Source organism: Prochlorococcus marinus XMU1404 (genome assembly GCF_017696175.1).
In the GTDB taxonomy this organism is placed as follows: domain Bacteria; phylum Cyanobacteriota; class Cyanobacteriia; order PCC-6307; family Cyanobiaceae; genus Prochlorococcus_A; species Prochlorococcus_A marinus_X.
The window spans coordinates 23,832-43,296 of the sequence record NZ_JAAORE010000003.1; the positions used below are offsets into that span (position 1 = coordinate 23,832).

Here is a 19,465-nt window from a genome sequence, read left to right on the forward strand (position 1 = left end):
ACTATTTATTACTTGCTAATCCCACAGAGACAGATCTGAATCTCCTGTTGATCTTTGCATCCAATGAATTTTCCAAATCCCATTAATCTTTTTGAAGATAGAAGTCACGGTTGGTAAATCATCATTAGGAGTTCCTTTGTAAGAGAATTTTGCCCCAAGAGTAAAAACACACATTGCTACATCGTCAGAGAGAAATTCAAACTTATGAATTTTTGTAATTTCTGCTTTTTCCTGAACAACATCGCCAGAACTCATCATTTCCTCGAATCCCTTTGCACTTATTGGATTCCCGCTAGGTCTGATAAGTAAAAAATCTGCAGTGGCATTATTTACAAAAAATGAGCCCATTTTCTGCGGTGTTGCCAACTCATACAACATCGATTCAATTGTTTCTCTATCTGTCATAAAAAAAGAGGGTTTTATCCCTCTATGTTAGATCGACTGTCAATCAGAACCACCATAAATTGATGAGAACTAGTGCCTACGGAGCACTAGGTTGAAGCTTAGCGATTATTTAGGATTATTTGCACATCTTTGTCAGACATTGCTGCAGATTGGAGCAATATTGAGACTCATATTAATTCTAGTAATACCAACTAATAAGCTATAGCCTCACTTCGTTCTCATGGGTACTGTCGCAAATTGCGCACTGGGTGATTTGGGAGCACTAGGTCGCAGGTTCGAATCCTGTCGCCCCGATCAGTTATAGCAGTAAGTCTCAGCTAATAATATATTTACCCTAAAAAGTAGAGTGCCCAAAAAGTGCCCAAAATCAATTTTTTTTTTGAAATATTCATTAAAGTGAAGTTTTTTTATTGCAAACTACACACTCCTCTTAAACCTCACTTTTCTTCTGAACTTATGTCAGGATTATTCCAAAAAGGAACTCAATTAAATTGAGAGTTTAGAAGTTAAGTTAATATCATATGCAGCTTTTATGGAAATGATAAAGACTAAATCAAATCATAGTTAATAATCTCACAACAAATTTTCCAATAAATTTATTAGTTTAATATCTAAGAGAACCTACAAGAAGTTAATCCTGATATGCATTTTTTGTATTATTGTCTAGGATAATTAGATACGTATACATAGCTTCACAATGAAGACAAAACTCTATCTTTTGTTATTTCCTTTGACATTGCTTTCCTCTATTAATCCTTTATTTGCAAAATGTGACGAGGACAATTGGTATAAATATGGCTTCCATGTAGGCATTTTAGTACAGACTTGTGATCTAGCGACGGCAAAATTAATAACTACAAAAGAAGCAAGGGATGAATTGGAATTTGTTTTTGATGGCGCTAAAGAGGATCTTCTTAGGGATGATTATAAGTCTTTCACAGAATTTGCATATGAAGATTTGAAGGATTGCACCAAATTTCTTCCATAAGTTTTTAATTATTTTTCTGTGCCCATAAAGTGCCCAAGACTTTAACTAAAAAACTTGATAAATTTTTACACTATTTAGATAAGATCTTTTGCCACAAATTAATTCTCAAAAAGCTTCTATATAAAGCCGGTGCTTTGGGAGCACTAGGTCGCAGGTTAGAATCCTGTCGCCCCGACTCTTAAAAACCAAGTCATACTAGCGAGTTTCCCATACTCGCTTTTTTATTGTTTATTGTCTCATACCCCCAAAGGGGAGCTGTAGGGGGAGCCAGAATCTTCGAAGATCCCCCCTTGGTGCTTAATTTCAATCTGACTAAGTAGTGCAATTAGTCTGCGATTCATTTAATTATTGGAATCACTTTTCAAATCGAGAACGAATAGATGTTGTCTTTCAAGATTATCGAAATGAATTCTGGTTATTTTTTTTTAGGATTACTTCTGGCAACATTCGTCTGGCAAATAGTTGCTCAATCTTTAGGTCCAGTTGTTGGAGGTTGGCTTTACGGTTTTCAAGTAGCGAACTTAGAAAAGTCGGGACATGCATTTAGCAGTGAGTCACAATTTCTAGAATGGAGAGATAAAGCTATTGCAAGTTCTATGAATTGGGGTCTTATATTCCTTGCTGTTCTATGCGGTGGTTTAGCCGGAGCTTTTGGTTTTCCTCTTATTGGCTTTAGCAGGAGTGTTAACCCATGGAGTTGGGCGCGAATGATTGCGCTATGTGGCTCTAGCTGGCTAGTTCTCTCAATCGTCTATCCAGGAATGTTCTAAAGCATTTGTTAATTATGACCAACATACATTTGGTTTTTTCATATTTCATCTTGCACAGCAAATTAATTCACCAATCAATGGGTCTCCAATCACCATCAAACTGGAAAGCTGCCCATACATATGAATGCCTCCAGCCTGGTACCTGTAATTTCTAAACTCTTTTTGCGTTTTCAAGACTGCTTTGCGACATAAGCACTCGGGCGTAAGGGGGAGCTTTAGGGGGAGCTAGAGCCTATTAACAACCTATATAATCTTCGGAGATATACTTTCATTTAGTCTCAGACTCTTGTCATTATCTTTAAATAATTAAACCTATAACTAGGATTTCAAGGAAATCTCATTTGATAGATCGAGTCCTTTGGGAGCACTAGGTCGCAGGTTCGGATCCTGTCGCTCCGACTCTAATAATCGAAGTCATAGAAAGGTTCCCCAGCCTTTCTTTTTTATTGGTTGAAATATGACATATTTTTATTTATGTCATAATTATGTCATATGCTTGTGTTTGCTTATTTATTCGCAGATATTCCTAGTTATTCCTAATAAATTTTTCAAGAATACATAATTTAATAAATAGTTTATTTAATAAATAGTTTGCTTAAGGTCGAGGCGTGATACTAAAAGGGGTTTTGGTGCAGCTTTACCCCTCTTTTTTTGTCCAAACTTCCTCCGTTCTTCGCCAACCTTGAGCAATTAATTTTTTCCATTCTTCTCTAGCTGCTTCTGTCTTTAATTCTTCTCTAGTTGTCATAACAGGTGGCTCTTTACCCCATGTAGAATTAACCTTCCCAGAATCAATAAACATATATTTAAAAAATTGGTCTTTATTGTTTGTATTTTCGATAAACCTTTTTACTCTTGATCTATTTGAATTAACCAACCAGTAAGACCTAGCCATTAATTAAGTGGTGCAAGTAGTAATCGTTTCATTTATTTAATCCCATTATTATGAGATTTGTTTTCTTTGTACTTGCCCAGCGTTTCTTAGTTAGCTCTTGATATTCAAGACTATTGTAAGCATCTATCGCAGCTTGCTTTGAGGGGAATGAAATAACAACTGATAGTTTTCCACCTCTACCTTCAACAATTTGAGGATCAGAATCTTTCATAACTAAAGATCCTCCTACTGACTTAAGCCAAGGTTTAAATTCTTGAACATATTCTTTAAAAGCTGCTGGTTTTTTAACTGTGGTAGTTAACAGCCAAAAGCCTGAAGCATTAACAGCAGTGGGCAAAGCAAAAGCAGCCAATAAAGGTATTAATAATTTACGCATTAAAAAAGAGGGTTTTATCCCTCTATGTTAGATCGACTGTCAATCAATTAGTAATTAATTAATTTTTTATTTTCATCTCTTTTATTTATTCTTAACCCAATAAACAGCATCCATATAACTGCAAAGACAATTGGTAAGAAAACGATAGCAAGTTTCATCATTTTTTTAAAAGTGTTATTTGCTGAAAATAATAACCTTTAAATAAAAAAATAAGGATAGGTACTTTATCTAAAAAAAGTAGCTAATTGCTCCATAGTTTAGATCGACTGTCAATCAAAGAAATTATGTCATATGAGGGTTTATTTGTCTGGAGAAATAACGCACTAATGAGCAAGATATTAGATATGGCTCGAAAACGTAGTGCTGGCATATGGGTGTCGAGTTCTTTGGGAGCACTAGGTCGCAGGTTCGAATCCTGTTGCCTCGACTCAATCAAATTCAATTCATACTAGCGAGTTTCCCATACTCGCTTTTTTATTTCTCATTTGTCTTAAATCTCTCCGCGCGAGGAATGGGCGAGGATTTGTATAGCTTTGAATAATTTTAGAGGTTAGCTCGCCCGTTATTACTGATATTTTTTTAGTAATCGGTTATAAATGACCAACAATACTATTACCCCAACTATTCCATAAATTGCATGGTATGGGTCGTGATGATTCTGCCAAAGCTCCTTTAAAAATTCCTTCAATACTTCATAGTCATTGCCCAATGAGAATAACACCCATAAGATTTTTTCTAATTAATTTGCATAATTACTTACAACTGTTATTTTTAGTGGGCTTCAATAAATTCAAATGCAAGATCAAAAAATTGAAAAGATAGCAGCAGTTGCAGTAAACATAACTAAGGTGCTGGTAATAATTTATCTTGGCTTCGTAGAAGTATTTAAAATTGGAAAATTACTTAGAGAGAAGTTAGATTCTGAATTTGATATTTCTCGAAAATGGGCTTCACAAAATTATTCAATTCTAAAAAAAAGACTAGCGGAACAAAGAGTAGCGGGTGTTAAAGAGAATTAGTAAGCCTTTCATTTAGGGATTAAAGTCTCTACATTTTGATCTTTCGTTTTCATAATCTTTGATGGCAGTATCCCATTCTGATAAATCTGCTTCTTTCCCAGAAATATACAATTCCATTTGTTTCGAATAGTTCGCTGATTCAATCCGACTATTGAATGAGGCATTGCAAAAAATTATACTTCCAAATTTTTCATAATCCGTATAATCTCTTTTTGCAGCAAATTCTGCATTTGCCCTTTTCTTATTTAATTCTTTATATTTCAAATCCTCAATACTAGGTTTTGAAAAAAGTATAGATGGTTTCTTCTGTACATTTAGATATGCAATAAGGCAAACACCAATAAGAACGACGGCAAATAATCTAATTAACCAAGTGTTAGTTTTATCCATTTAATAAAGCGGTACAAAATCGCCAAGTAATAAGTACTAATTGTTTCTATTGAACTTATTGTGTTTTTTATTATTGGGTCCCTTTCTTTTCTCAGCCTCATTAACCCTTATCTCTCTTCCCATCCATTCAACATCTTGAAGATCATCAATAGCTTTTTTTTCAGAATTATGATCATTTAAATCTACAAAAGCAATACCTCTTTTTCTTCCTGTTTCTCTATCAAGAGGTAAATAACATTTCTTTACTACTCCATAATTACTAAAAAGTTGCTCAAGATCTTCAACCTCAGTTTCCCAAGATAAATTCCCAATAAAAATAGTCATTTCTTTAATTTTTGAAGGTACAAATAGTTGCTTTGGACTAGTGAAGTTATCTCCAATCAAATGCTTCCATTATTCTTACTCTAACTCTTTATTCGCTATGTAACGAGTAGAAAAACTTACATATACATTACAAACCCATTGCTCTTCTTAGCTTTGCAGCTTCATCTAAACCTTCCATAACTGTAAACATGGAATTTTCAGTTGCTTCTTTTCTTAGCTTTGAAAGCTCTTTATATTCTTCAGATTCATAAGCTTCAACGGCTGCCCTCATTGATGGGAATTCACAAATAATGGCTAAATTGACATCCTCGGTCCTTTCCTTCCCTTGAGGCTCTGTATCTTTTGCAAAGACTTGGCCTCCAACCTCTTTCAGCCATGGACCAACTTTAGTTACATATTCATCAAATAAGTCCTGATTAATTATTTTTGCCGTTGATATCCAGTAACCTTTAGCCCCTTTTTTATCCATTTATTTATATCAGTATTCCAATTAGATTACATCATCTCGTATTGATCAAATTTTGTTTTTAACTTTGCAGCTTTATGAATTAATCCAACTGCCTCTTTTCTTCCAGTAGCTTTTTGAGCCTTGCGCATTAAGTCGGCATATTTTTTGTTTAGTTTTTTCATTAGTTTACTTTTTAGTTTTACATACACAGGCTAAATAAGTGTTTGTCATTCTTGCATTTGATCTTTGGGATAGATCAACACAATTTGCTTATCAGAAAGTATTTGACGCTTGCAGGTGGGATTCTTTTTCAAAAATTCTTTAGCTGGTCAATATTGCTTAGTCTTATCTCTACCTGAGATTAATTAACAATAACACAAGAACAAAAATAGATCTTTGAAAGATGCTTAATTGAAAGGGAAAGTATTCTTAGTAGGAGATATAAAAAGCGCTTCAAAAACAATTCCAGTCAAAGCAATAGGCAATATCCAAATAGCGATAAACCTATGATCAAAAAATCTTAAATGGTCTTCTCCTTTAAAAACACTTTTTAAAGAGGTGTACAAAGTTTCTGGTCTTTTATAGGAAGGGCCATTTTTAATTGGAGAATATGGTTTTATAAATGCAGAAGAAGCTGAGAATTTTGCAATTTTTCTAATTAAATAAATAGGTAATACCCAAAGGGCTAAATATCTTCCACCTAACCACTGTCTCGCATTAGGGAGAGCATATTCTTTAATAGATTTATTCTCTGGCATTCCAGATTCCAAATTCTTGTAGATATTTTCTAATGAGGATACTTTTTGTGATTCATTGATCATTTGTTTTTAAGAAAAAATTAACCTTAAAATAAAAATATTCCTAACTACTAAAATAACTAAAACGTAGTTAAGAATATTTTCGTTGGCTAGGTTCATAAAGACGGAATCTATACCGTTGCAGATTCGCCAAATATCTACATATTCTTTATAAAGAAAAAACTCTTTTTTAAAAAGTAAATAATATACATAACCATGAATAAAATTTAATGACTAGATTTCTGTAGAAAATTAACTTTAATATTCCTGACTAATAAAAATTATTTAAACCTCATTTTCTAAGATTGCGAAAAAGAAAATGAGGCCAAAGGGAGGTTCTCATTACGAACCGCTTTATCAAAGGTAGCGGTTAGTAGATTGCCCTAATATCTACTTACATATTTATATAATGAGATTTAAAATAGAGGAAGATTAATTTTATACAAATAAGTGTTTAATATTTTATGTAATTATTGTTTAGGAAAAACTAATCAATGCATTAACTATAGTTATTGAAAGATAAAAAAATGCATAAAGAGAAACTGCAAAAAATAAATACTGTTCTATGGGAATCATGACAAGGTATTAATTAAGGGGTAAGAAAAATTTGATTAATTTTTTGTTAAAAAGATATTCTCTAAAATATAACTTTGTTCTATTGATTCATTTTTAAGAGAAATATTTTTTGGCAAATTATTATTCGAAGAATTAAAAGCACCCCATTTTTTTAGCCCAAATAAGGTATAAAAAAATGCAATTAAAAATGGTGCTCCAACAATTAAAAATCTAATGTCCATCAAAATTTCCTATTAATAAGATTTAAACTGCATTGCCAATATTGCTCCAAGGAAGAAAACAGTTGGAATCCCTAGGGCATTAACTGCTGCGGTTCTTACAGTAAATACTGGATAACCTTCTGCTGGTCTGCCAACATCAGGAATTAATGCTGAATCTTCCCATACTTGATAATTTTTAAAAGGAGTTACTCCCTTCTTTGGTAATCCTAGTGGCGTTAATCTAAATACATCCCACCTACCTAACCAAAAGACTGTAAATATCCATGAGAATATTATTGGTGTAATAACAAGTAAAATCCTGAAATCCATTTCTAAAAAGTAATATTTAATTTGATTATTATTTTGTCTTTTTTAGTTAAATAAATGATTTGATCATTAACTTATATTTAAAGAAAAACCCCTAATAACGTTGTTTATAATCATTAGTAACATCATGAAATGATTAATTGAATTATTTAAAGTATATTTTTTTTGATTGAGATATTTAGATATTTTTTTTGATGTAGATTTTAGTTAATTAAAAAACAAATATGGAAACCTTTAGATTCTTACTTTTTGGTTTTGCAGGGGTTAGTGTAGTTTTCTGGGTGGCAATAATAGCTTTATGGCATGCATACATGTTTCCAAGATTCTTCAATGAAGATAAAGGTTTAAATTCTGTTATCAATCAAGAAATAAAAGTTTCAACAGATCCAATTTTAGGCAGTTTGGTTAACAGCAATAATTTCAGAAATAGAGATAAATATTCAATGAAAGGTTTTGTTATTGCAGACTTTTCATCTACAAGTAGTAATTTCAAACTAAATAAACTCTACACAACAGTAATGATTGGAGTTACTTTTGCAAGTTTTATTTTTCTCACTTATGGATTAAGCAGTTCAATAACAAAGGTAAGTTAAATGGAATCTATATATGTAATTGTTTTTATTACTTGCTTTGTTTATTTAATTTTTGACTCATTCAAAAATATAAATATTAAATAGATTGCTAATGTTTTTTACCAGTTAATAAAATTTTTCTTCTTATATAAAAGAATACCAATGTTGTTATTATCATTACAGGTGGATGAAATGATATTGAATTTAGATATTCGAAGTAATCAAATGTTGCCAAATTTTTGCTCGTAATTTCTTAAAACTATAATTCAACTCTCAAATCCTTATTGATTTAAATAGATCAATATCTTGTATAAAATGCTAGTTAAATTTTTCAACACAAATATTTTGCGGACAAATTGCGGACAAATTGCGGACAAATATTACTTTATTTGTCACGACAAACCTCGCAGAACTAAGCAAAAAAATTAGCTATAGATTGAAAACCTAGTGCTATACTATGGCTGATGAATGCTTTGGGAGCACTAGGTTGCAGGTTCGAATCCTGTCGCCCCGACCAGTCATACAAATGGATTAGAAATAATATAGCTTGTCTCATTTTGCGAAAGGGGAGCTAGAGGGGGAGCCAGGAAATATTAATTGATATCGTCACTTACTTATTTAGTGCCGTAGAAGTAGCTATTGAATATAGAAGTTTTCTTCCAACCTTCGTTTAGTAGTTCCTTATATTCTTTTCTTGCTTTTTTCTTATATCTTCGTAAGTATGCGTATATAGGCTCTAATTTGCTCTAAATAGCTATATTACTGGCTTATTTAGGCTTATTTTCCTCTAAAAATGTCACATGGGGGTTGACGATTATGCAAATTCCAGACGAAATGTTGAAAGAAATTAGAGAAAGTGGATACGATCAAGAGCTTGTATATAACTACATAAGAGAACTATTAAACAGCGATAAACAAATTAAAGAAAATAACAATCTAGAACTTATAGACAATTACTTATTAGACAAAGATCTACCAGAACTATGGAAAAATGCTGCTGAGATACAGATGGCAGCAGAGCTTATAGACAGTTACTTATTAGATAAAAGATTTATGAGAGAACTTGAAGATGAAGAATATGATGCTGCTTAAAAATAACTATTAAATATAGATGTTTTTTTCCAACCTTCGTTTAGTAGTTCCTTATATTCTTTTCTTGCAGCCTCAACAGTTTCTACCCTGCTACCTTTCATTACTGGTTTACTTGATCGTTTATAAACGCATCCGTAAGAAATCATCATTGCATCTATTGAAGGAGATGGTTTAGATACATCCTCGAAAGGTTCAAATACTTTTATTCTGTTTCTTTCTTTGTTAATTAGGGTAAATTTTTCCATTACTTACCTTTGGATAAAAGATAATTCAAAAAGATGCCTCCAAAAACTAATAAAACACCGATAGCAATAAAACCTAGTAAATCTATTATTGATTTATCAGTATTTATTTTCAGAAAAGTTAAAGCAAAAGCTATTGGTGGGAATAATAATATCGCTTTTGGAATAAGCGCTTGATTCCATTTCTTTATATCAGCATCTTCTTCATTAAGAGCTTGATAAATCTTTTCTAACTTTTTTCTTTCTTCTTCCATTAAAAAAAAATAATTTTTCTAATACTAAAAATTAAGCTCTACCTTGCGAGTTAATAGTCATTAAAAATAATCATTTTTTTCTTTTAAATAGGTTTTTATTTATTAAATTTAAAACCCGAACCACAAGAACTTTTTGTTGCTCCTTTAGGAGTACTAATCAAGAATCCTCCTCCAGATAAATCCTGATAATGATCAAGTGTAAGTTCATCTAGTAAAGCTTTTTGAGATTCTGGAGCGTAGACAGTTAAGCCATCAGTTCTTGCGATAGGAATTCCTGATTTTTCCCAAATATTAACTCTCAGAAACATCCATCCATCATCAAGAATATCAGGTTGCAAATATAAAAAAATTTCTCCAGGTGTACCACGATAAATTGATTGCCTTAGCAATTCATTTGAAGCAGCCTTAGTAATAGTTAAAGAACTCAATTTGCAAATCCACTTAGTACCTAGATTAATTATTTTTTAATTAAATATCAATAAGTGTAACCCATGAAAAGGCTGCTCCAATATCAATTCCTGTCGCCCCGATTGACTTCTCAGCTTTCTCAATTATCCTCTGGGCGATCATTTGCTATACCCTGCTTCACTTTGCATACTGCATCGCCCGCTAAAACCACTAAATAAGCAATATTAAGCAGACCATTGCTCCAATACTAAAGATTAAACTCCAACCCTGAGATTTAATTTTCAATTTAAAATATAGCCTATATATATAGTATTAATTTATTCTTCAGATTTAGCTTAAATATCAAAACTTAAATCGTTTCAAGGATGACCAAAAATTTCTAGTAATAATTTTTTATTTCCTCTCAGAAGAAATATCTAAAAACAAAAACAAAAATGATTTTCATTTTCATTTTGGTGTAAATTTTATACATCAGGTAGTTTTTTATGAGTCAGACTTGGATAATATCAGGGCCTCCAGGATGCGGCAAGACAAGTTGGATACTAAATACTTTTAAGAATCACTCTGGAAATTGTGGTTATGTACGTCTTGGCGGATATTCAGAAATTAATTTAGAGCAAGCAATAAATTCAAAAATTGATTTTGCTTTTTTGAAAGATCAAATTCCTAATTTATTAGATTTGTCAAATTCAAAATTGCCCTTAGAGGTAGAGAAAGAGAATATTTTAATTATTATTGAATTTCCTCAATTTTTCACACCTAAATTTCATGGGATTAGTGGTATTGATCTGAGAGTTGTAAAAGAGCTTGCAATATATAATCTTCAACCAAATAAATATTTGCATTTTGGAAGAGATCTAGAATTACCAATTAAGGATACTTTAGATTTTAAAGCAATTGAATCATGTAGTATTGACCTCAAAAAAAATATTTGGGATCCTGCAAGCTTAAATACTTTTTGGTTCGAATTAGTGAATGGTGCTTATGGAGACGTATATAGAGCAAAAGCATTAATGAACTTACCAGATGGTCGTTATATCTTGTTTAACTGGATAGTGACTCAGAAAGGATCTCAATATCAAACCTTAAATCAAGTTGCTCCTCTTAATGGAAGGCCAGAAAGACACTCTGAAATTGTCATACAGGGAAAAAACTTAAACTTCCAATTAATAAAATCTACTATCAATAATTGCCTTCTTAGTGATGCTGTTCTAGATCATCATCAAGCCACACTTAGAAATTCACAATTACAAACTTCTCGAAATTAACTAAAAATGAATCAAGCTGTTATTTCATGTTTACATGCAAATCTACCTGCTGTAGAAGCCGTATTAAAAGATATTGAATTACAAGGGATTACGAATATTACCTGCCTTGGAGATTTAGTAGGTTATGGTCCTCAACCTAATGAGGTTATTGAGTTAATCAAAGATAAAAAAATTGCCACTTGTCAGGGTTGTTGGGACGAAGATGTAGTTGATGGATTAGATGCCTGCGATTGTAGTTACCCTTCTCAGATTGCTGAAAAGAGAGGTCATTTCGCTCATCAATGGACTACGGAAAAATTAACAAAAGAAAATAAGGATTTTTTAGCTAATTTACCCTACTCAATTCGTAAAGATAAATGTCTTTTTGTTCATGGTAGTCCTAATAGTCAACATGAATATCTGCTGCCCGATATGGATGCATTCGCAGCTCTTGAGAGAGTTGAAAATGCCAAAGCTGAGATTCTATTTTGTGGTCATACTCATCAACCTTATATACGTGAACTAGCAAATGGTTCAATTGCCGTAAAGATCAAAAACAGTGGTTCGAAAGATATTCAAAAGAAAGAAATGAATTTGCCGATGCGAAGAATAGTAAATGCAGGTTCAGTGGGAGAACCACGGCATGGAGGAACTAAAGCTACTTATGTGGTTTATAGTGACATCACTAATGACGTAAAAATTAGAGAAGTTGAATATGATATCGAACTTACCTGCAAAGCAATAATAAATGCTGGTCTTCCTCCGATTTTTGCATGGCGTTTAAAAAACGGTTTTGAATTTGCTGAACGAGCTGAAGATGCTTCTCATGTTTGTGAAAGATGATAGAACGCTGGGCACTCATAAGTGGGCTAAAAGGGGATCTAGATACTTATGAACTTATTCAAAAAGATTTAAAAAAAACTCCTGGGAACATAACCCTCTTTGTTTTGGGGGATATGATAGGACCTGAAAAGAACTGTAATAAGCTTCTACATAGATTAATTAATCCAAAAAGTAATGATTTACAACCATGGTGTATATATGGTTGGTGGGAAGAACAAATTCTCTTAGAAAGTGGTTACCGTGGCAATCAAAGAGCTGAAGCCTTGAGAATAAATAAAGGTGAAGAAGCAGTCAAATCTCTAATAAATGCTGTTGATAAATCATTTCTTGATTGGATAGCATCTCTTCAATTTGGATTTGTTGAACTTGACTGTGGTTTAATTCACGGGAGCTCGAAAGATGTTGGCGACGATTTAACATTAGATACCCCGCCTTTAACACTCCTTGATAGACTTACACGTCTTCAAGTAAACAGATTATTTACTGCGAGAAGTACACAACAATTTCATTTGGAATTAACAGAGGGGTTTGTTCATTCGGAAGTACAGGATTTAACTGGAAATAATAAGAAAGAGCAGAAGGTTCCTCAAAAAGCTGTAATCGGTGTTGGAGCAGGTAAAAACTATACTCTCTATGATGTAGGGACTGATAATACTCAATTCGTACGAGCTGGATATCAATTAGAAAAGAAAAAGAATGGATTTGGATTACATTTTTAAATACATTTAAAAGACAATAGGTCGCAAGCGGGCGATCCTCGGGCGATCAAATGCTTCACTTTGCAACCCTTTGCTGCATATAAGACAATTCTTGAGACTCATTTTGATAACAAATATTTCAAACTAAATTCATAGCCTCACTTCGTTCTCATGGGTACTCTCGCAATTTGCTGATCGAGTGCTTTGGGAGCACTAGGTCGCAGGTTCGAATCCTGTCGCCCCGACTCTTAAAAACCAAGTCATACTAGCGAGTTACCCAGACTAGCTTTTTTATTGGAAATTATGTCGGTTACTTCAGCCGATAAAAAGCCGACAAATATACTTTTCTACTCTGATTAACAGTTTTCAATTGACATTTCACTCAAAATAATTAAAAAGTTAATTTATGAATTTAATTATGAACAATAATTTGGAATCACTTTAATAACTTCATAACTAATACTTATTAGAGTTTTTACCAATCAGATGTCTACATCAAACAAATTCCGAAATAAATTAAATAATGAAGATTTATTTACAGCAGAATGGAAATTAAATGAATTTCAAAATTTAGTTGAATATGGATTAGATATCGGCAGTAAATATTTTTTCCTAGTAGGAGGCGGTCATGGTCTTTATTTAATGGTTAGAGATACTGATTCTGAAGGATTAGATTCAAAACCTAAAAGATTTCCAAAAGATGTTTTTGAAATATTTGCGGAAGGATTCGAACGTGAATTAAGTGTGGAGGAACTTCATAATAAAGTAGGTGATTTATATGAAGGAGATATCTGTCTATGGTTTAGATTATCCGAACAACTACTGGCTGATGTAAAAAATAAAATTGACATTGGTTATACAAAATTAAGAATGCTTTCAAATCCCCTCGTATTAGAGAGGGAGCATCAAAATCCAAATCAACCGGGTGGATTCATGGTTCATAACGTTGCTATTTTTGCAGGTGGTTCCTGTCCTATTGATGTTTTCAATGCCAACATTAATTTTCAATATACAAATAAATCTAAATGTTTAGACATTCAGAAGGTTTTTGAGGATAAAGATTTATTTGTTGATAAGGATGAGGCCAAAATAATTAAGTTTTACATAAAAGAAGAAACTGAATTAAATGATAAAGAAGATTATTTTAATATAAGGACTTCTTTTATTAATAAGCATAGATTTGTTGAAGCAGTAAATTATACTCTTTTACTTGAAAATGAAGTTGAAGAAGAATTTAAATTCACTTATTATTCTCAATTAGCTCAACTACATCTCTATGCAGAAGATCATATTTCGTCCCTAGAATGTAACTTAGAAGCTCTTAAATACGAGCCAAATAATTTGCCTATATTAGCTAATACAGCAAATAGATTAAGAGACATTGGAAATCTCAAGGAAGCTGGAGAGTACTACAATAGGGCTTTAAATATTGATGGTAAAGACGAGATTTTAAAACATAATATTGAAAAAATGAGAAGTATACATTTTCTAAAGTTAGTGGATGCATATTCCTTTCATGAAGCACTGGAATATCATTTTTCGATTAGAAAGTATGGAGGGTTTTACCATACAAAATTTGATTACAATGGCCCTACTGAGAAAATAATAGAAGGATTGCTGGACCTGGCACTTTTCGAAAATGAAGATGAAGAGGATTTTTTAAGTTTTTTAAAATCCTTATATTCGAACACCTCAATAGCAGATTCGTGTCAAGAATTTATTAGAAAATATTTAGAAGAATGTTTAAAAAATGGAAGTCTAGAAGAAAAATGGAGCATTGGTTCAAACGACAATTCGCTATACAAAAATATCAATTATTTTTTAAGTGAAGTTGATTTTGATAAAATATGCTTCTTAATTAATAGGGCATGGAGCGATGCTTGCGATCAAGGAAGAATGGAGTTTATAAATCAATAATCAAAATTAGATTTCAAAAGCAATTGCCGACAAATCGCCGACAAATAATGCTTTATTTGTCATGTCAAATCCTGCAATACCCCGCAACTATTTAGTCATGGTCTATAGACATAGTGCCCAACTGGGCTTGTTAAGTGCTTTGGGAGCACTAGGTCGCAGGTTCGAATCCTGTCGCCCCGACTCTTAAAAACCAAGTCATACTAGCGAGTTACCCAGACTCGCTTTTTTATTGGAAATTATGACGGAAAATAATTCCTTCATAATTCCGTCAAAAATTCATAAAAATTATTTTTAAGAATAGTGGTAATACAACTCAAATAATAATATGATTTGTCAATTGCGGGTTTTCAATGCGATTCAAAAAATCATTAATCTCTATTTTTACTCTTTCAAGTTTCATTGGATTGCAAACTTTTTTACCTTCTGAAAAGGCTTTCGCTGCAAAAATAAATTGTGAATCTCCAGTTCACAGAGGCAAACATAAAGATTGTTTAGATAAAGATGGGAAACCAAAAAGAAAGGAAATTATTGATCCTGAAACAGGCCTTTCAATTGTGGAAATGGAGAGTGATATTTTATGGAATAGAATACCGCGAAGGAATAGGGTTCCATATGGTCAGATTGTGAAAGCAACTTCGGGTTTTGATGGAACTACCGAATATGTTGTTTATGACAGAAATTATAAATTCAGATATCCCTACGAATCAACAGTTTTCACTAAATGGTCATCAGATTATATTAGAGGGATTTGGTTATTAAAAGCTGGATGTGGTCTTATTTCTTGTGCCGCTGGCTATGAAGCAGGTGGGGGCGACTTACCTTCTCCTTTAGAAGTTAAATTTGCTGGCCAAACTTACTCCCTGTATGGAAACGATGGGCAGTTTATGCTCCCAAATAAATTGGTTAACGATATAAAAAATACAAAAACTTTTGATGGATTATCTATAAGAGTAGATAGGACAGTTGTTCCAATAGGAGAAAAAACAGTTGAAATGCTATCTCTTTTGTATAAAAAGTCTATAAAAAAATGGGATCTTCCAAAGATTTCCCTAAAGATCAAAAATGTAAAAAATAAACCTTCAATTAAAGAAATTGCCGGTAATTCTCTTCCAAGCGTCGTTACTATTCGCGCAGCAAATAGTCAGGGAACTGGATTTTTCATAACTGATGAAGGGACATTACTTACGAATAGACATGTTGTTAGCGGATCATATAATAAAGAAATACGCATCGAAACTGTATCTGGGAGAAGTTATACGGGGAAAGTTACTTATGTAAGTAGAGAGGATGATTTCGCGATAATTGATGTAAATGGGGTTGACCTGCCAAAGGCTTTACCAATCTGTTATTCAAATTATCCAACAGCAGGAGAGGATGTAATTGCTCTAGGTTCTCCTCGTGGTTTGACTAACACAGTAACGAGAGGCATCGTGAGTGCCTTGAGGAGATCGAATAACGACTTTGATTCTTTTGCGATGACTGGTTCTGCTTTAATTCAAACTGATGCTGCAATTAATCCTGGCAATAGCGGAGGTCCTCTGCTCAACGAAAATGGAGAAGTTATTGGAGTTAATACCTTTGGCCAAACATCAAGTCAGGGTTTGAATTTTGCTGTTTCAATAGTTGATATAATGCAGCAACTTAAAGTTCAAAGGCCGGGAGGTTTAGATGCCTTAGAGATGAATTTAAATCAATGCGGAAATAAATTCAACGAAAAGGTTCTTTGATTTTTCCGTCAAAATTCCGTCAAAAATTGCCTATTTTGCCAGGACGAATAATGCAATAAATAAGTTTTAGCTTGAAAACCTTGTGCTTCATTACCCCCGTCAAGTGCTTTGGGAGTACTAGTTCGCAGGTTCGAATCGTGTCGCCCCGAATCTTAAAAACAAAATCAAACAGAAGAGTTGCCCAGACTCTCTTTTTATAGCTAAGACTTGGAAATATGAGACTAAGCGAGTTTGTCAGAGAATTTGTTATGCCAACATACTGCACTTTGCTATCTGATGTTGCTCAGCATTATATAAATGCTACTAAGTTTAGAAGTTATTTTTAAGGATAAATATCCACTTTCCAACGCATTATGCAATAACTTAGAGGATTTTATCAATTGCAATTCCAAAACTTGAATATTTTTAAAGCAAAGTGATGAAAATTGGAATCATTTCAAAAAGCCCAACCAAAATAAATAGCAAATGCAGTTACAATAAAATAAGCATATTGATGCCAATGGAAACCAGAACTATCAACTCCATTTTTATCAAAATTCGAATTACTTATTTAAAGAATTGGATATGCAATCCAACCAAATAAACTGTAGTTAATAATCACAGCCATAAATCCAATCATTGCAAGTCTGCCATTTGTTCTTTCAGCTATGAACCAATAACTATTTGGCCATTCAAATTTAGAATTATTGGATATTTGATCTTCTGAAAGACAAATCTCTCTAGGAGTATTGTCCTGATCAATATAATAATTACTATCCGGGTAATAGCTTTCGCTTCGAATATTGTCTTCCTTTTTTTCAATCATTGCATTAGAAATTTGATTTATGTATTTATTTTAAAAACTAAAAAGGCTAAATAGGGTAAAAAGGTGCTTTTGGAGGGTTGTATTCTTATATTTATTCCCAAGTGTTCATATCAGTAATTCCTTGTGATCTTTATTAGCAATAGAGGATGTATAGAATCCTACCTAGTCAAAGTATTGATCCAATTGTTAATTTTTAATGTTTTCCAACTGATTTAATACTCATTGCATATCAATTACTTATGGTGTTGTTAGTTTGTTATTACTAGGTGGCTTTGCGTATTTAACCTTCAAAATGACGTCTAAGAAATGAAACGCTAACTACTTATAAATATCTAGTAATTTTATATAAATTCCAAACAATACTAATAATGCTAAACCTATACCAATAACTGTAGTTGGTTGATTATGCCAAAGATCTATAGTAAATCCAAAAAATTCTTTCATATGGAGATTATACTAGGATCTATTTTTATCTATATTTGTGGGTAGTTTATAAGTACAATAATTTTTTAGCATCAAGTAATAGCGATAGGAGCTTCAATTAATTATTTTGCAGATTAAATTATTTTTTTAATTAAGTATTTCCTACATTGTTTTAATTTGTAATTACGCCTTGAATTAAAGAAGAGTTAATATTTTTATGGAAAAATCATTCTTGAATTTCATTTATTGGCTATTAGTTAAGTCTGCTGAAAGTTACTATGGCGACTCTTTAAAAACAGATATTCCGTATACTCCATATTTTTAATCTTTATGGCAATAATTAAGCATTAATGGAGTAATGCTTCAATTTTCATTATTTAATACCCAAATATCTTTCGCAGTAATAATTTGCTAACTCGCGATTACTATAATTTTTTATTTCCGTTAAATTAAGCTTCTTCAACGCTTCATCGCCTGTTATTTGATAGCTTGAATTTAATTTCGCGCATGTATCCTTTACTTTTGCTTCCTTATCAAAAGGGATTCTGAGATAAAAAGAAAAAATGGCTAGGAACAAGCCAAAGATCATAATTCTTCTATTATTCTTCCACAATTGGTACAATCTATTTCCCATAAAAAAGTTTATCTCTCCAATTTTAGATCAACTGTCAATAATATAGCTTTTGTTTTGGCTTAGATGATTTTTAAAACTCATATTTAATGGTTAACTTAATTGGGAAACATAGGTTTATGATTATTCACATATTTTTGAAGAGTTTTCTAGTAATTGATTTAATTCTAAGAGTTCTTCTTTGGTAAATTCACGATATTTTCCTGTTGGGATATCTAATCTAATATTCATAATCCTTACACGCTTTAATGATTGAACTCTGTAGCCTAAAGATTCACACATTCTCCTAATCTGACGATTAAGTCCTTGAGTGAGTATGATTTTGAATTTTTTGGGCCCCAATTGTTTTACGAAACAATTCTTAGTTATAGTTTCTAAAATTTCAACACCATTGCTCATGTTTTGAATAAATTCTCTATTAATGGTTCGATTAACATTTACTATATATTCCTTCTCATGATTATTTCTAGCCCTGAGAATTTTATTTACGATATCTCCATCGTTAGTTAAAAAAATTAATCCTTCACTAGTCTTGTCCAATCTTCCAACAGGAAAGATTCTTTTAGGATATTTAATGAAATCTATAATATTTTCAGATTCTACTCTTCTATCAGTTGTGCAAACAATTCCAACAGGTTTATTAAAGGCAAGATATATGCTTCTTTGTTTTTTGGATTTTTCAATTCTTTGACCTTCTACTTCTATTAGATCTCTATCTCCAACCTTAGTTCCTATTTCAGGAATTTTACCATTAATTGTTACTTTCCCTTCTTCAATTAATTTATCTGCTCTTCTTCTAGAACAATAACCTGCTTCACTTAAGTATTTATTTATCCTGGTAGCCATATGTAAAAGTCACTTTTTGTTTATTTTAAATATGCGGACAAATTGAGAACAAATAGTAGGCAAATCTTAAACAAAGATGAAAATGAATTTTTGAATGTTTTTCTAAAGGTTAAGATTAATGTTGGAATCAAATAATAAATGAATTTAAATACCTTTCTTTTAATTCTGCTTGTAATTGCAGCGTATTCAAATTTATATTTAACGCTCAAAAACAAGAGAAAAAAATAACTATTTAAGAGTAATAG

27 protein-coding genes are annotated in these 19,465 nt (G+C 32.1%); 11 read left to right on the forward strand and 16 right to left on the reverse strand.

The window, feature by feature from the left end; translation table 11 throughout:
* Positions 1–15: 15 nt before the first annotated feature.
* Complete coding sequence (locus HA144_RS06305; RefSeq protein WP_025947417.1) at positions 16–405, reverse strand: DUF3804 family protein; 390 nt, start codon at positions 403–405, stop codon at positions 16–18.
* A gap of 697 nt (positions 406–1,102) precedes the next feature.
* On the opposite strand from HA144_RS06305, the gene HA144_RS06310 reads away from it, so the two are divergent.
* The 3 genes from HA144_RS06310 (at position 1,103) to HA144_RS06320 (ending at position 2,318) form a co-directional block, all read left to right on the forward strand.
* A complete protein-coding gene (locus HA144_RS06310; protein WP_209043251.1) occupies positions 1,103–1,393 on the forward strand; it encodes a hypothetical protein in 291 nt (96 codons plus the stop codon).
* Positions 1,394–1,773: 380 nt separating this feature from the next.
* Entirely contained in the window at positions 1,774–2,163 is a 390-nt protein-coding gene (locus HA144_RS06315) for a hypothetical protein (protein ID WP_209043252.1), read from the forward strand.
* 14 nt (positions 2,164–2,177) lie between these two features.
* On the forward strand, positions 2,178–2,318 hold the full coding sequence (locus HA144_RS06320; RefSeq protein WP_209043253.1) for a hypothetical protein: 141 nt from the start codon (positions 2,178–2,180) through the stop codon (positions 2,316–2,318).
* A 482-nt stretch (positions 2,319–2,800) separates the two neighbouring features.
* Here HA144_RS06320 and HA144_RS06325 read toward each other — a convergent pair whose 3' ends face one another.
* Both HA144_RS06325 and HA144_RS06330 read right to left on the reverse strand, forming a co-directional pair.
* Positions 2,801–3,058 (reverse strand): DUF1651 domain-containing protein, encoded by a 258-nt coding sequence (locus tag HA144_RS06325; protein WP_209043254.1) that lies wholly within the window; start codon positions 3,056–3,058, stop codon positions 2,801–2,803.
* Positions 3,059–3,086: 28 nt separating this feature from the next.
* Positions 3,087–3,434, reverse strand: a complete 348-nt coding sequence (locus HA144_RS06330) for a DUF1330 domain-containing protein (protein ID WP_209043255.1) — start codon at positions 3,432–3,434, stop codon at positions 3,087–3,089.
* 794 nt (positions 3,435–4,228) lie between these two features.
* On the opposite strand from HA144_RS06330, the gene HA144_RS06335 reads away from it, so the two are divergent.
* On the forward strand, positions 4,229–4,453 hold the full coding sequence (locus tag HA144_RS06335; RefSeq protein ID WP_209043256.1) for a hypothetical protein: 225 nt from the start codon (positions 4,229–4,231) through the stop codon (positions 4,451–4,453).
* 12 nt (positions 4,454–4,465) lie between these two features.
* Here the strand turns inward: HA144_RS06335 and HA144_RS06340 are convergent, their stop codons facing one another.
* From HA144_RS06340 to psbF, 7 genes are all read right to left on the reverse strand, one after another.
* Positions 4,466–4,843 carry a 5'-3' exonuclease gene (locus tag HA144_RS06340; RefSeq protein WP_209043257.1) on the reverse strand — a complete coding sequence of 126 codons (378 nt, stop codon included), beginning with the start codon at positions 4,841–4,843 and terminating at the stop codon, positions 4,466–4,468.
* A 36-nt stretch (positions 4,844–4,879) separates the two neighbouring features.
* Positions 4,880–5,227, reverse strand: a complete 348-nt coding sequence (locus HA144_RS06345; protein ID WP_245152867.1) for an RNA recognition motif domain-containing protein — start codon at positions 5,225–5,227, stop codon at positions 4,880–4,882.
* A gap of 67 nt (positions 5,228–5,294) precedes the next feature.
* Positions 5,295–5,636 carry a DUF1330 domain-containing protein gene (locus HA144_RS06350; protein WP_209043258.1) on the reverse strand — a complete coding sequence of 114 codons (342 nt, stop codon included), beginning with the start codon at positions 5,634–5,636 and terminating at the stop codon, positions 5,295–5,297.
* A 26-nt stretch (positions 5,637–5,662) separates the two neighbouring features.
* A complete protein-coding gene (locus HA144_RS09595; RefSeq protein ID WP_257470517.1) occupies positions 5,663–5,797 on the reverse strand; it encodes a hypothetical protein in 135 nt (44 codons plus the stop codon).
* 225 nt (positions 5,798–6,022) lie between these two features.
* Positions 6,023–6,436, reverse strand: a complete 414-nt coding sequence (locus tag HA144_RS06355; protein WP_209043259.1) for a hypothetical protein — start codon at positions 6,434–6,436, stop codon at positions 6,023–6,025.
* A 587-nt stretch (positions 6,437–7,023) separates the two neighbouring features.
* Positions 7,024–7,209: a hypothetical protein gene (locus HA144_RS06360; RefSeq protein WP_209043260.1), complete on the reverse strand. Its 186-nt coding sequence runs from the start codon at positions 7,207–7,209 to the stop codon at positions 7,024–7,026.
* A 12-nt stretch (positions 7,210–7,221) separates the two neighbouring features.
* Positions 7,222–7,518, reverse strand: coding sequence for a cytochrome b559 subunit beta, long form (gene psbF, locus HA144_RS06365; protein ID WP_209043261.1), 297 nt, complete (start codon positions 7,516–7,518; stop codon positions 7,222–7,224).
* A gap of 221 nt (positions 7,519–7,739) precedes the next feature.
* Here psbF and HA144_RS06370 point away from each other — a divergent pair, with 221 nt between their 5' ends.
* Both HA144_RS06370 and HA144_RS06375 read left to right on the forward strand, forming a co-directional pair.
* Positions 7,740–8,108, forward strand: coding sequence for a hypothetical protein (locus tag HA144_RS06370; RefSeq protein WP_209043262.1), 369 nt, complete (start codon positions 7,740–7,742; stop codon positions 8,106–8,108).
* A 795-nt stretch (positions 8,109–8,903) separates the two neighbouring features.
* Positions 8,904–9,179, forward strand: a complete 276-nt coding sequence (locus HA144_RS06375) for a hypothetical protein (protein ID WP_209043263.1) — start codon at positions 8,904–8,906, stop codon at positions 9,177–9,179.
* Here the strand turns inward: HA144_RS06375 and HA144_RS06380 are convergent.
* The 3 genes from HA144_RS06380 to HA144_RS06390 form a co-directional block, all read right to left on the reverse strand.
* Positions 9,176–9,424, reverse strand: a complete 249-nt coding sequence (locus tag HA144_RS06380) for a DUF1651 domain-containing protein (RefSeq protein ID WP_209043264.1) — start codon at positions 9,422–9,424, stop codon at positions 9,176–9,178. The two genes, HA144_RS06375 and HA144_RS06380, sit on opposite strands and share 4 nt — an antisense overlap.
* A complete protein-coding gene (locus HA144_RS06385) occupies positions 9,424–9,675 on the reverse strand; it encodes a hypothetical protein (RefSeq protein ID WP_209043265.1) in 252 nt (83 codons plus the stop codon). The genes HA144_RS06380 and HA144_RS06385 overlap by 1 nt, the downstream gene beginning before the upstream one ends.
* 95 nt (positions 9,676–9,770) lie before the next feature.
* Entirely contained in the window at positions 9,771–10,103 is a 333-nt protein-coding gene (locus tag HA144_RS06390; protein WP_209043266.1) for an AIR synthase, read from the reverse strand.
* A 465-nt stretch (positions 10,104–10,568) separates the two neighbouring features.
* Here HA144_RS06390 and HA144_RS06395 point away from each other — a divergent pair, with 465 nt between their 5' ends.
* The 5 genes from HA144_RS06395 to HA144_RS06415 all read left to right on the forward strand — a co-directional run bounded on the left by HA144_RS06395 (position 10,569) and on the right by HA144_RS06415 (position 16,515).
* Positions 10,569–11,351, forward strand: a complete 783-nt coding sequence (locus tag HA144_RS06395) for a GTP-binding protein (protein WP_209043267.1) — start codon at positions 10,569–10,571, stop codon at positions 11,349–11,351.
* Between the two features lie 6 nt (positions 11,352–11,357).
* Complete coding sequence (locus HA144_RS06400) at positions 11,358–12,173, forward strand: metallophosphoesterase family protein (RefSeq protein WP_209043268.1); 816 nt, start codon at positions 11,358–11,360, stop codon at positions 12,171–12,173.
* Positions 12,170–12,892, forward strand: a complete 723-nt coding sequence (locus tag HA144_RS06405; RefSeq protein ID WP_209043269.1) for a phosphoesterase — start codon at positions 12,170–12,172, stop codon at positions 12,890–12,892. The genes HA144_RS06400 and HA144_RS06405 overlap by 4 nt, the downstream gene beginning before the upstream one ends.
* A gap of 465 nt (positions 12,893–13,357) precedes the next feature.
* Entirely contained in the window at positions 13,358–14,788 is a 1,431-nt protein-coding gene (locus HA144_RS06410; RefSeq protein ID WP_209043270.1) for a tetratricopeptide repeat protein, read from the forward strand.
* A 350-nt stretch (positions 14,789–15,138) separates the two neighbouring features.
* The gene (locus tag HA144_RS06415) at positions 15,139–16,515 is read left to right on the forward strand and encodes a S1C family serine protease (protein ID WP_209043271.1); all 1,377 of its coding nucleotides are present in this window, start codon (positions 15,139–15,141) and stop codon (positions 16,513–16,515) included.
* A gap of 550 nt (positions 16,516–17,065) precedes the next feature.
* Here HA144_RS06415 and HA144_RS06420 read toward each other — a convergent pair.
* From HA144_RS06420 to HA144_RS06425, 3 genes are all read right to left on the reverse strand, one after another.
* The gene (locus tag HA144_RS06420; protein ID WP_373921959.1) at positions 17,066–17,317 is read right to left on the reverse strand and encodes a high light inducible protein; all 252 of its coding nucleotides are present in this window, start codon (positions 17,315–17,317) and stop codon (positions 17,066–17,068) included.
* 321 nt (positions 17,318–17,638) lie between these two features.
* The gene (locus tag HA144_RS09600; RefSeq protein WP_257470530.1) at positions 17,639–17,764 is read right to left on the reverse strand and encodes a hypothetical protein; all 126 of its coding nucleotides are present in this window, start codon (positions 17,762–17,764) and stop codon (positions 17,639–17,641) included.
* Positions 17,765–18,497: 733 nt separating this feature from the next.
* Positions 18,498–19,220 carry a pseudouridine synthase gene (locus tag HA144_RS06425; protein WP_209043273.1) on the reverse strand — a complete coding sequence of 241 codons (723 nt, stop codon included), beginning with the start codon at positions 19,218–19,220 and terminating at the stop codon, positions 18,498–18,500.
* Positions 19,221–19,465 lie beyond the last annotated feature (245 nt).

Bases quoted from the DNA above. Each gene is read 5' to 3' on its own strand.
- HA144_RS06305 (WP_025947417.1), bottom strand. From the start codon at position 405: ATGACAGATAGAGAAACAATTGAATCGATGTTGTATGAGTTGGCAACA.
- HA144_RS06310 (WP_209043251.1), top strand. From the start codon at position 1,103: ATGAAGACAAAACTCTATCTTTTGTTATTTCCTTTGACATTGCTTTCC.
- HA144_RS06315 (WP_209043252.1), top strand. From the start codon at position 1,774: ATGTTGTCTTTCAAGATTATCGAAATGAATTCTGGTTATTTTTTTTTA.
- HA144_RS06320 (WP_209043253.1), top strand. From the start codon at position 2,178: ATGACCAACATACATTTGGTTTTTTCATATTTCATCTTGCACAGCAAA.
- HA144_RS06325 (WP_209043254.1), bottom strand. From the start codon at position 3,058: ATGGCTAGGTCTTACTGGTTGGTTAATTCAAATAGATCAAGAGTAAAA.
- HA144_RS06330 (WP_209043255.1), bottom strand. From the start codon at position 3,434: ATGCGTAAATTATTAATACCTTTATTGGCTGCTTTTGCTTTGCCCACT.
- HA144_RS06335 (WP_209043256.1), top strand. From the start codon at position 4,229: ATGCAAGATCAAAAAATTGAAAAGATAGCAGCAGTTGCAGTAAACATA.
- HA144_RS06340 (WP_209043257.1), bottom strand. From the start codon at position 4,843: ATGGATAAAACTAACACTTGGTTAATTAGATTATTTGCCGTCGTTCTT.
- HA144_RS06350 (WP_209043258.1), bottom strand. From the start codon at position 5,636: ATGGATAAAAAAGGGGCTAAAGGTTACTGGATATCAACGGCAAAAATA.
- HA144_RS09595 (WP_257470517.1), bottom strand. From the start codon at position 5,797: ATGAAAAAACTAAACAAAAAATATGCCGACTTAATGCGCAAGGCTCAA.
- HA144_RS06355 (WP_209043259.1), bottom strand. From the start codon at position 6,436: ATGATCAATGAATCACAAAAAGTATCCTCATTAGAAAATATCTACAAG.
- HA144_RS06360 (WP_209043260.1), bottom strand. From the start codon at position 7,209: ATGGACATTAGATTTTTAATTGTTGGAGCACCATTTTTAATTGCATTT.
- psbF (WP_209043261.1), bottom strand. From the start codon at position 7,518: ATGGATTTCAGGATTTTACTTGTTATTACACCAATAATATTCTCATGG.
- HA144_RS06370 (WP_209043262.1), top strand. From the start codon at position 7,740: ATGGAAACCTTTAGATTCTTACTTTTTGGTTTTGCAGGGGTTAGTGTA.
- HA144_RS06375 (WP_209043263.1), top strand. From the start codon at position 8,904: ATGCAAATTCCAGACGAAATGTTGAAAGAAATTAGAGAAAGTGGATAC.
- HA144_RS06380 (WP_209043264.1), bottom strand. From the start codon at position 9,424: ATGGAAAAATTTACCCTAATTAACAAAGAAAGAAACAGAATAAAAGTA.
- HA144_RS06385 (WP_209043265.1), bottom strand. From the start codon at position 9,675: ATGGAAGAAGAAAGAAAAAAGTTAGAAAAGATTTATCAAGCTCTTAAT.
- HA144_RS06395 (WP_209043267.1), top strand. From the start codon at position 10,569: ATGAGTCAGACTTGGATAATATCAGGGCCTCCAGGATGCGGCAAGACA.
- HA144_RS06400 (WP_209043268.1), top strand. From the start codon at position 11,358: ATGAATCAAGCTGTTATTTCATGTTTACATGCAAATCTACCTGCTGTA.
- HA144_RS06405 (WP_209043269.1), top strand. From the start codon at position 12,170: ATGATAGAACGCTGGGCACTCATAAGTGGGCTAAAAGGGGATCTAGAT.
- HA144_RS06410 (WP_209043270.1), top strand. From the start codon at position 13,358: ATGTCTACATCAAACAAATTCCGAAATAAATTAAATAATGAAGATTTA.
- HA144_RS06415 (WP_209043271.1), top strand. From the start codon at position 15,139: ATGCGATTCAAAAAATCATTAATCTCTATTTTTACTCTTTCAAGTTTC.
- HA144_RS09600 (WP_257470530.1), bottom strand. From the start codon at position 17,764: ATGAAAGAATTTTTTGGATTTACTATAGATCTTTGGCATAATCAACCA.
- HA144_RS06425 (WP_209043273.1), bottom strand. From the start codon at position 19,220: ATGGCTACCAGGATAAATAAATACTTAAGTGAAGCAGGTTATTGTTCT.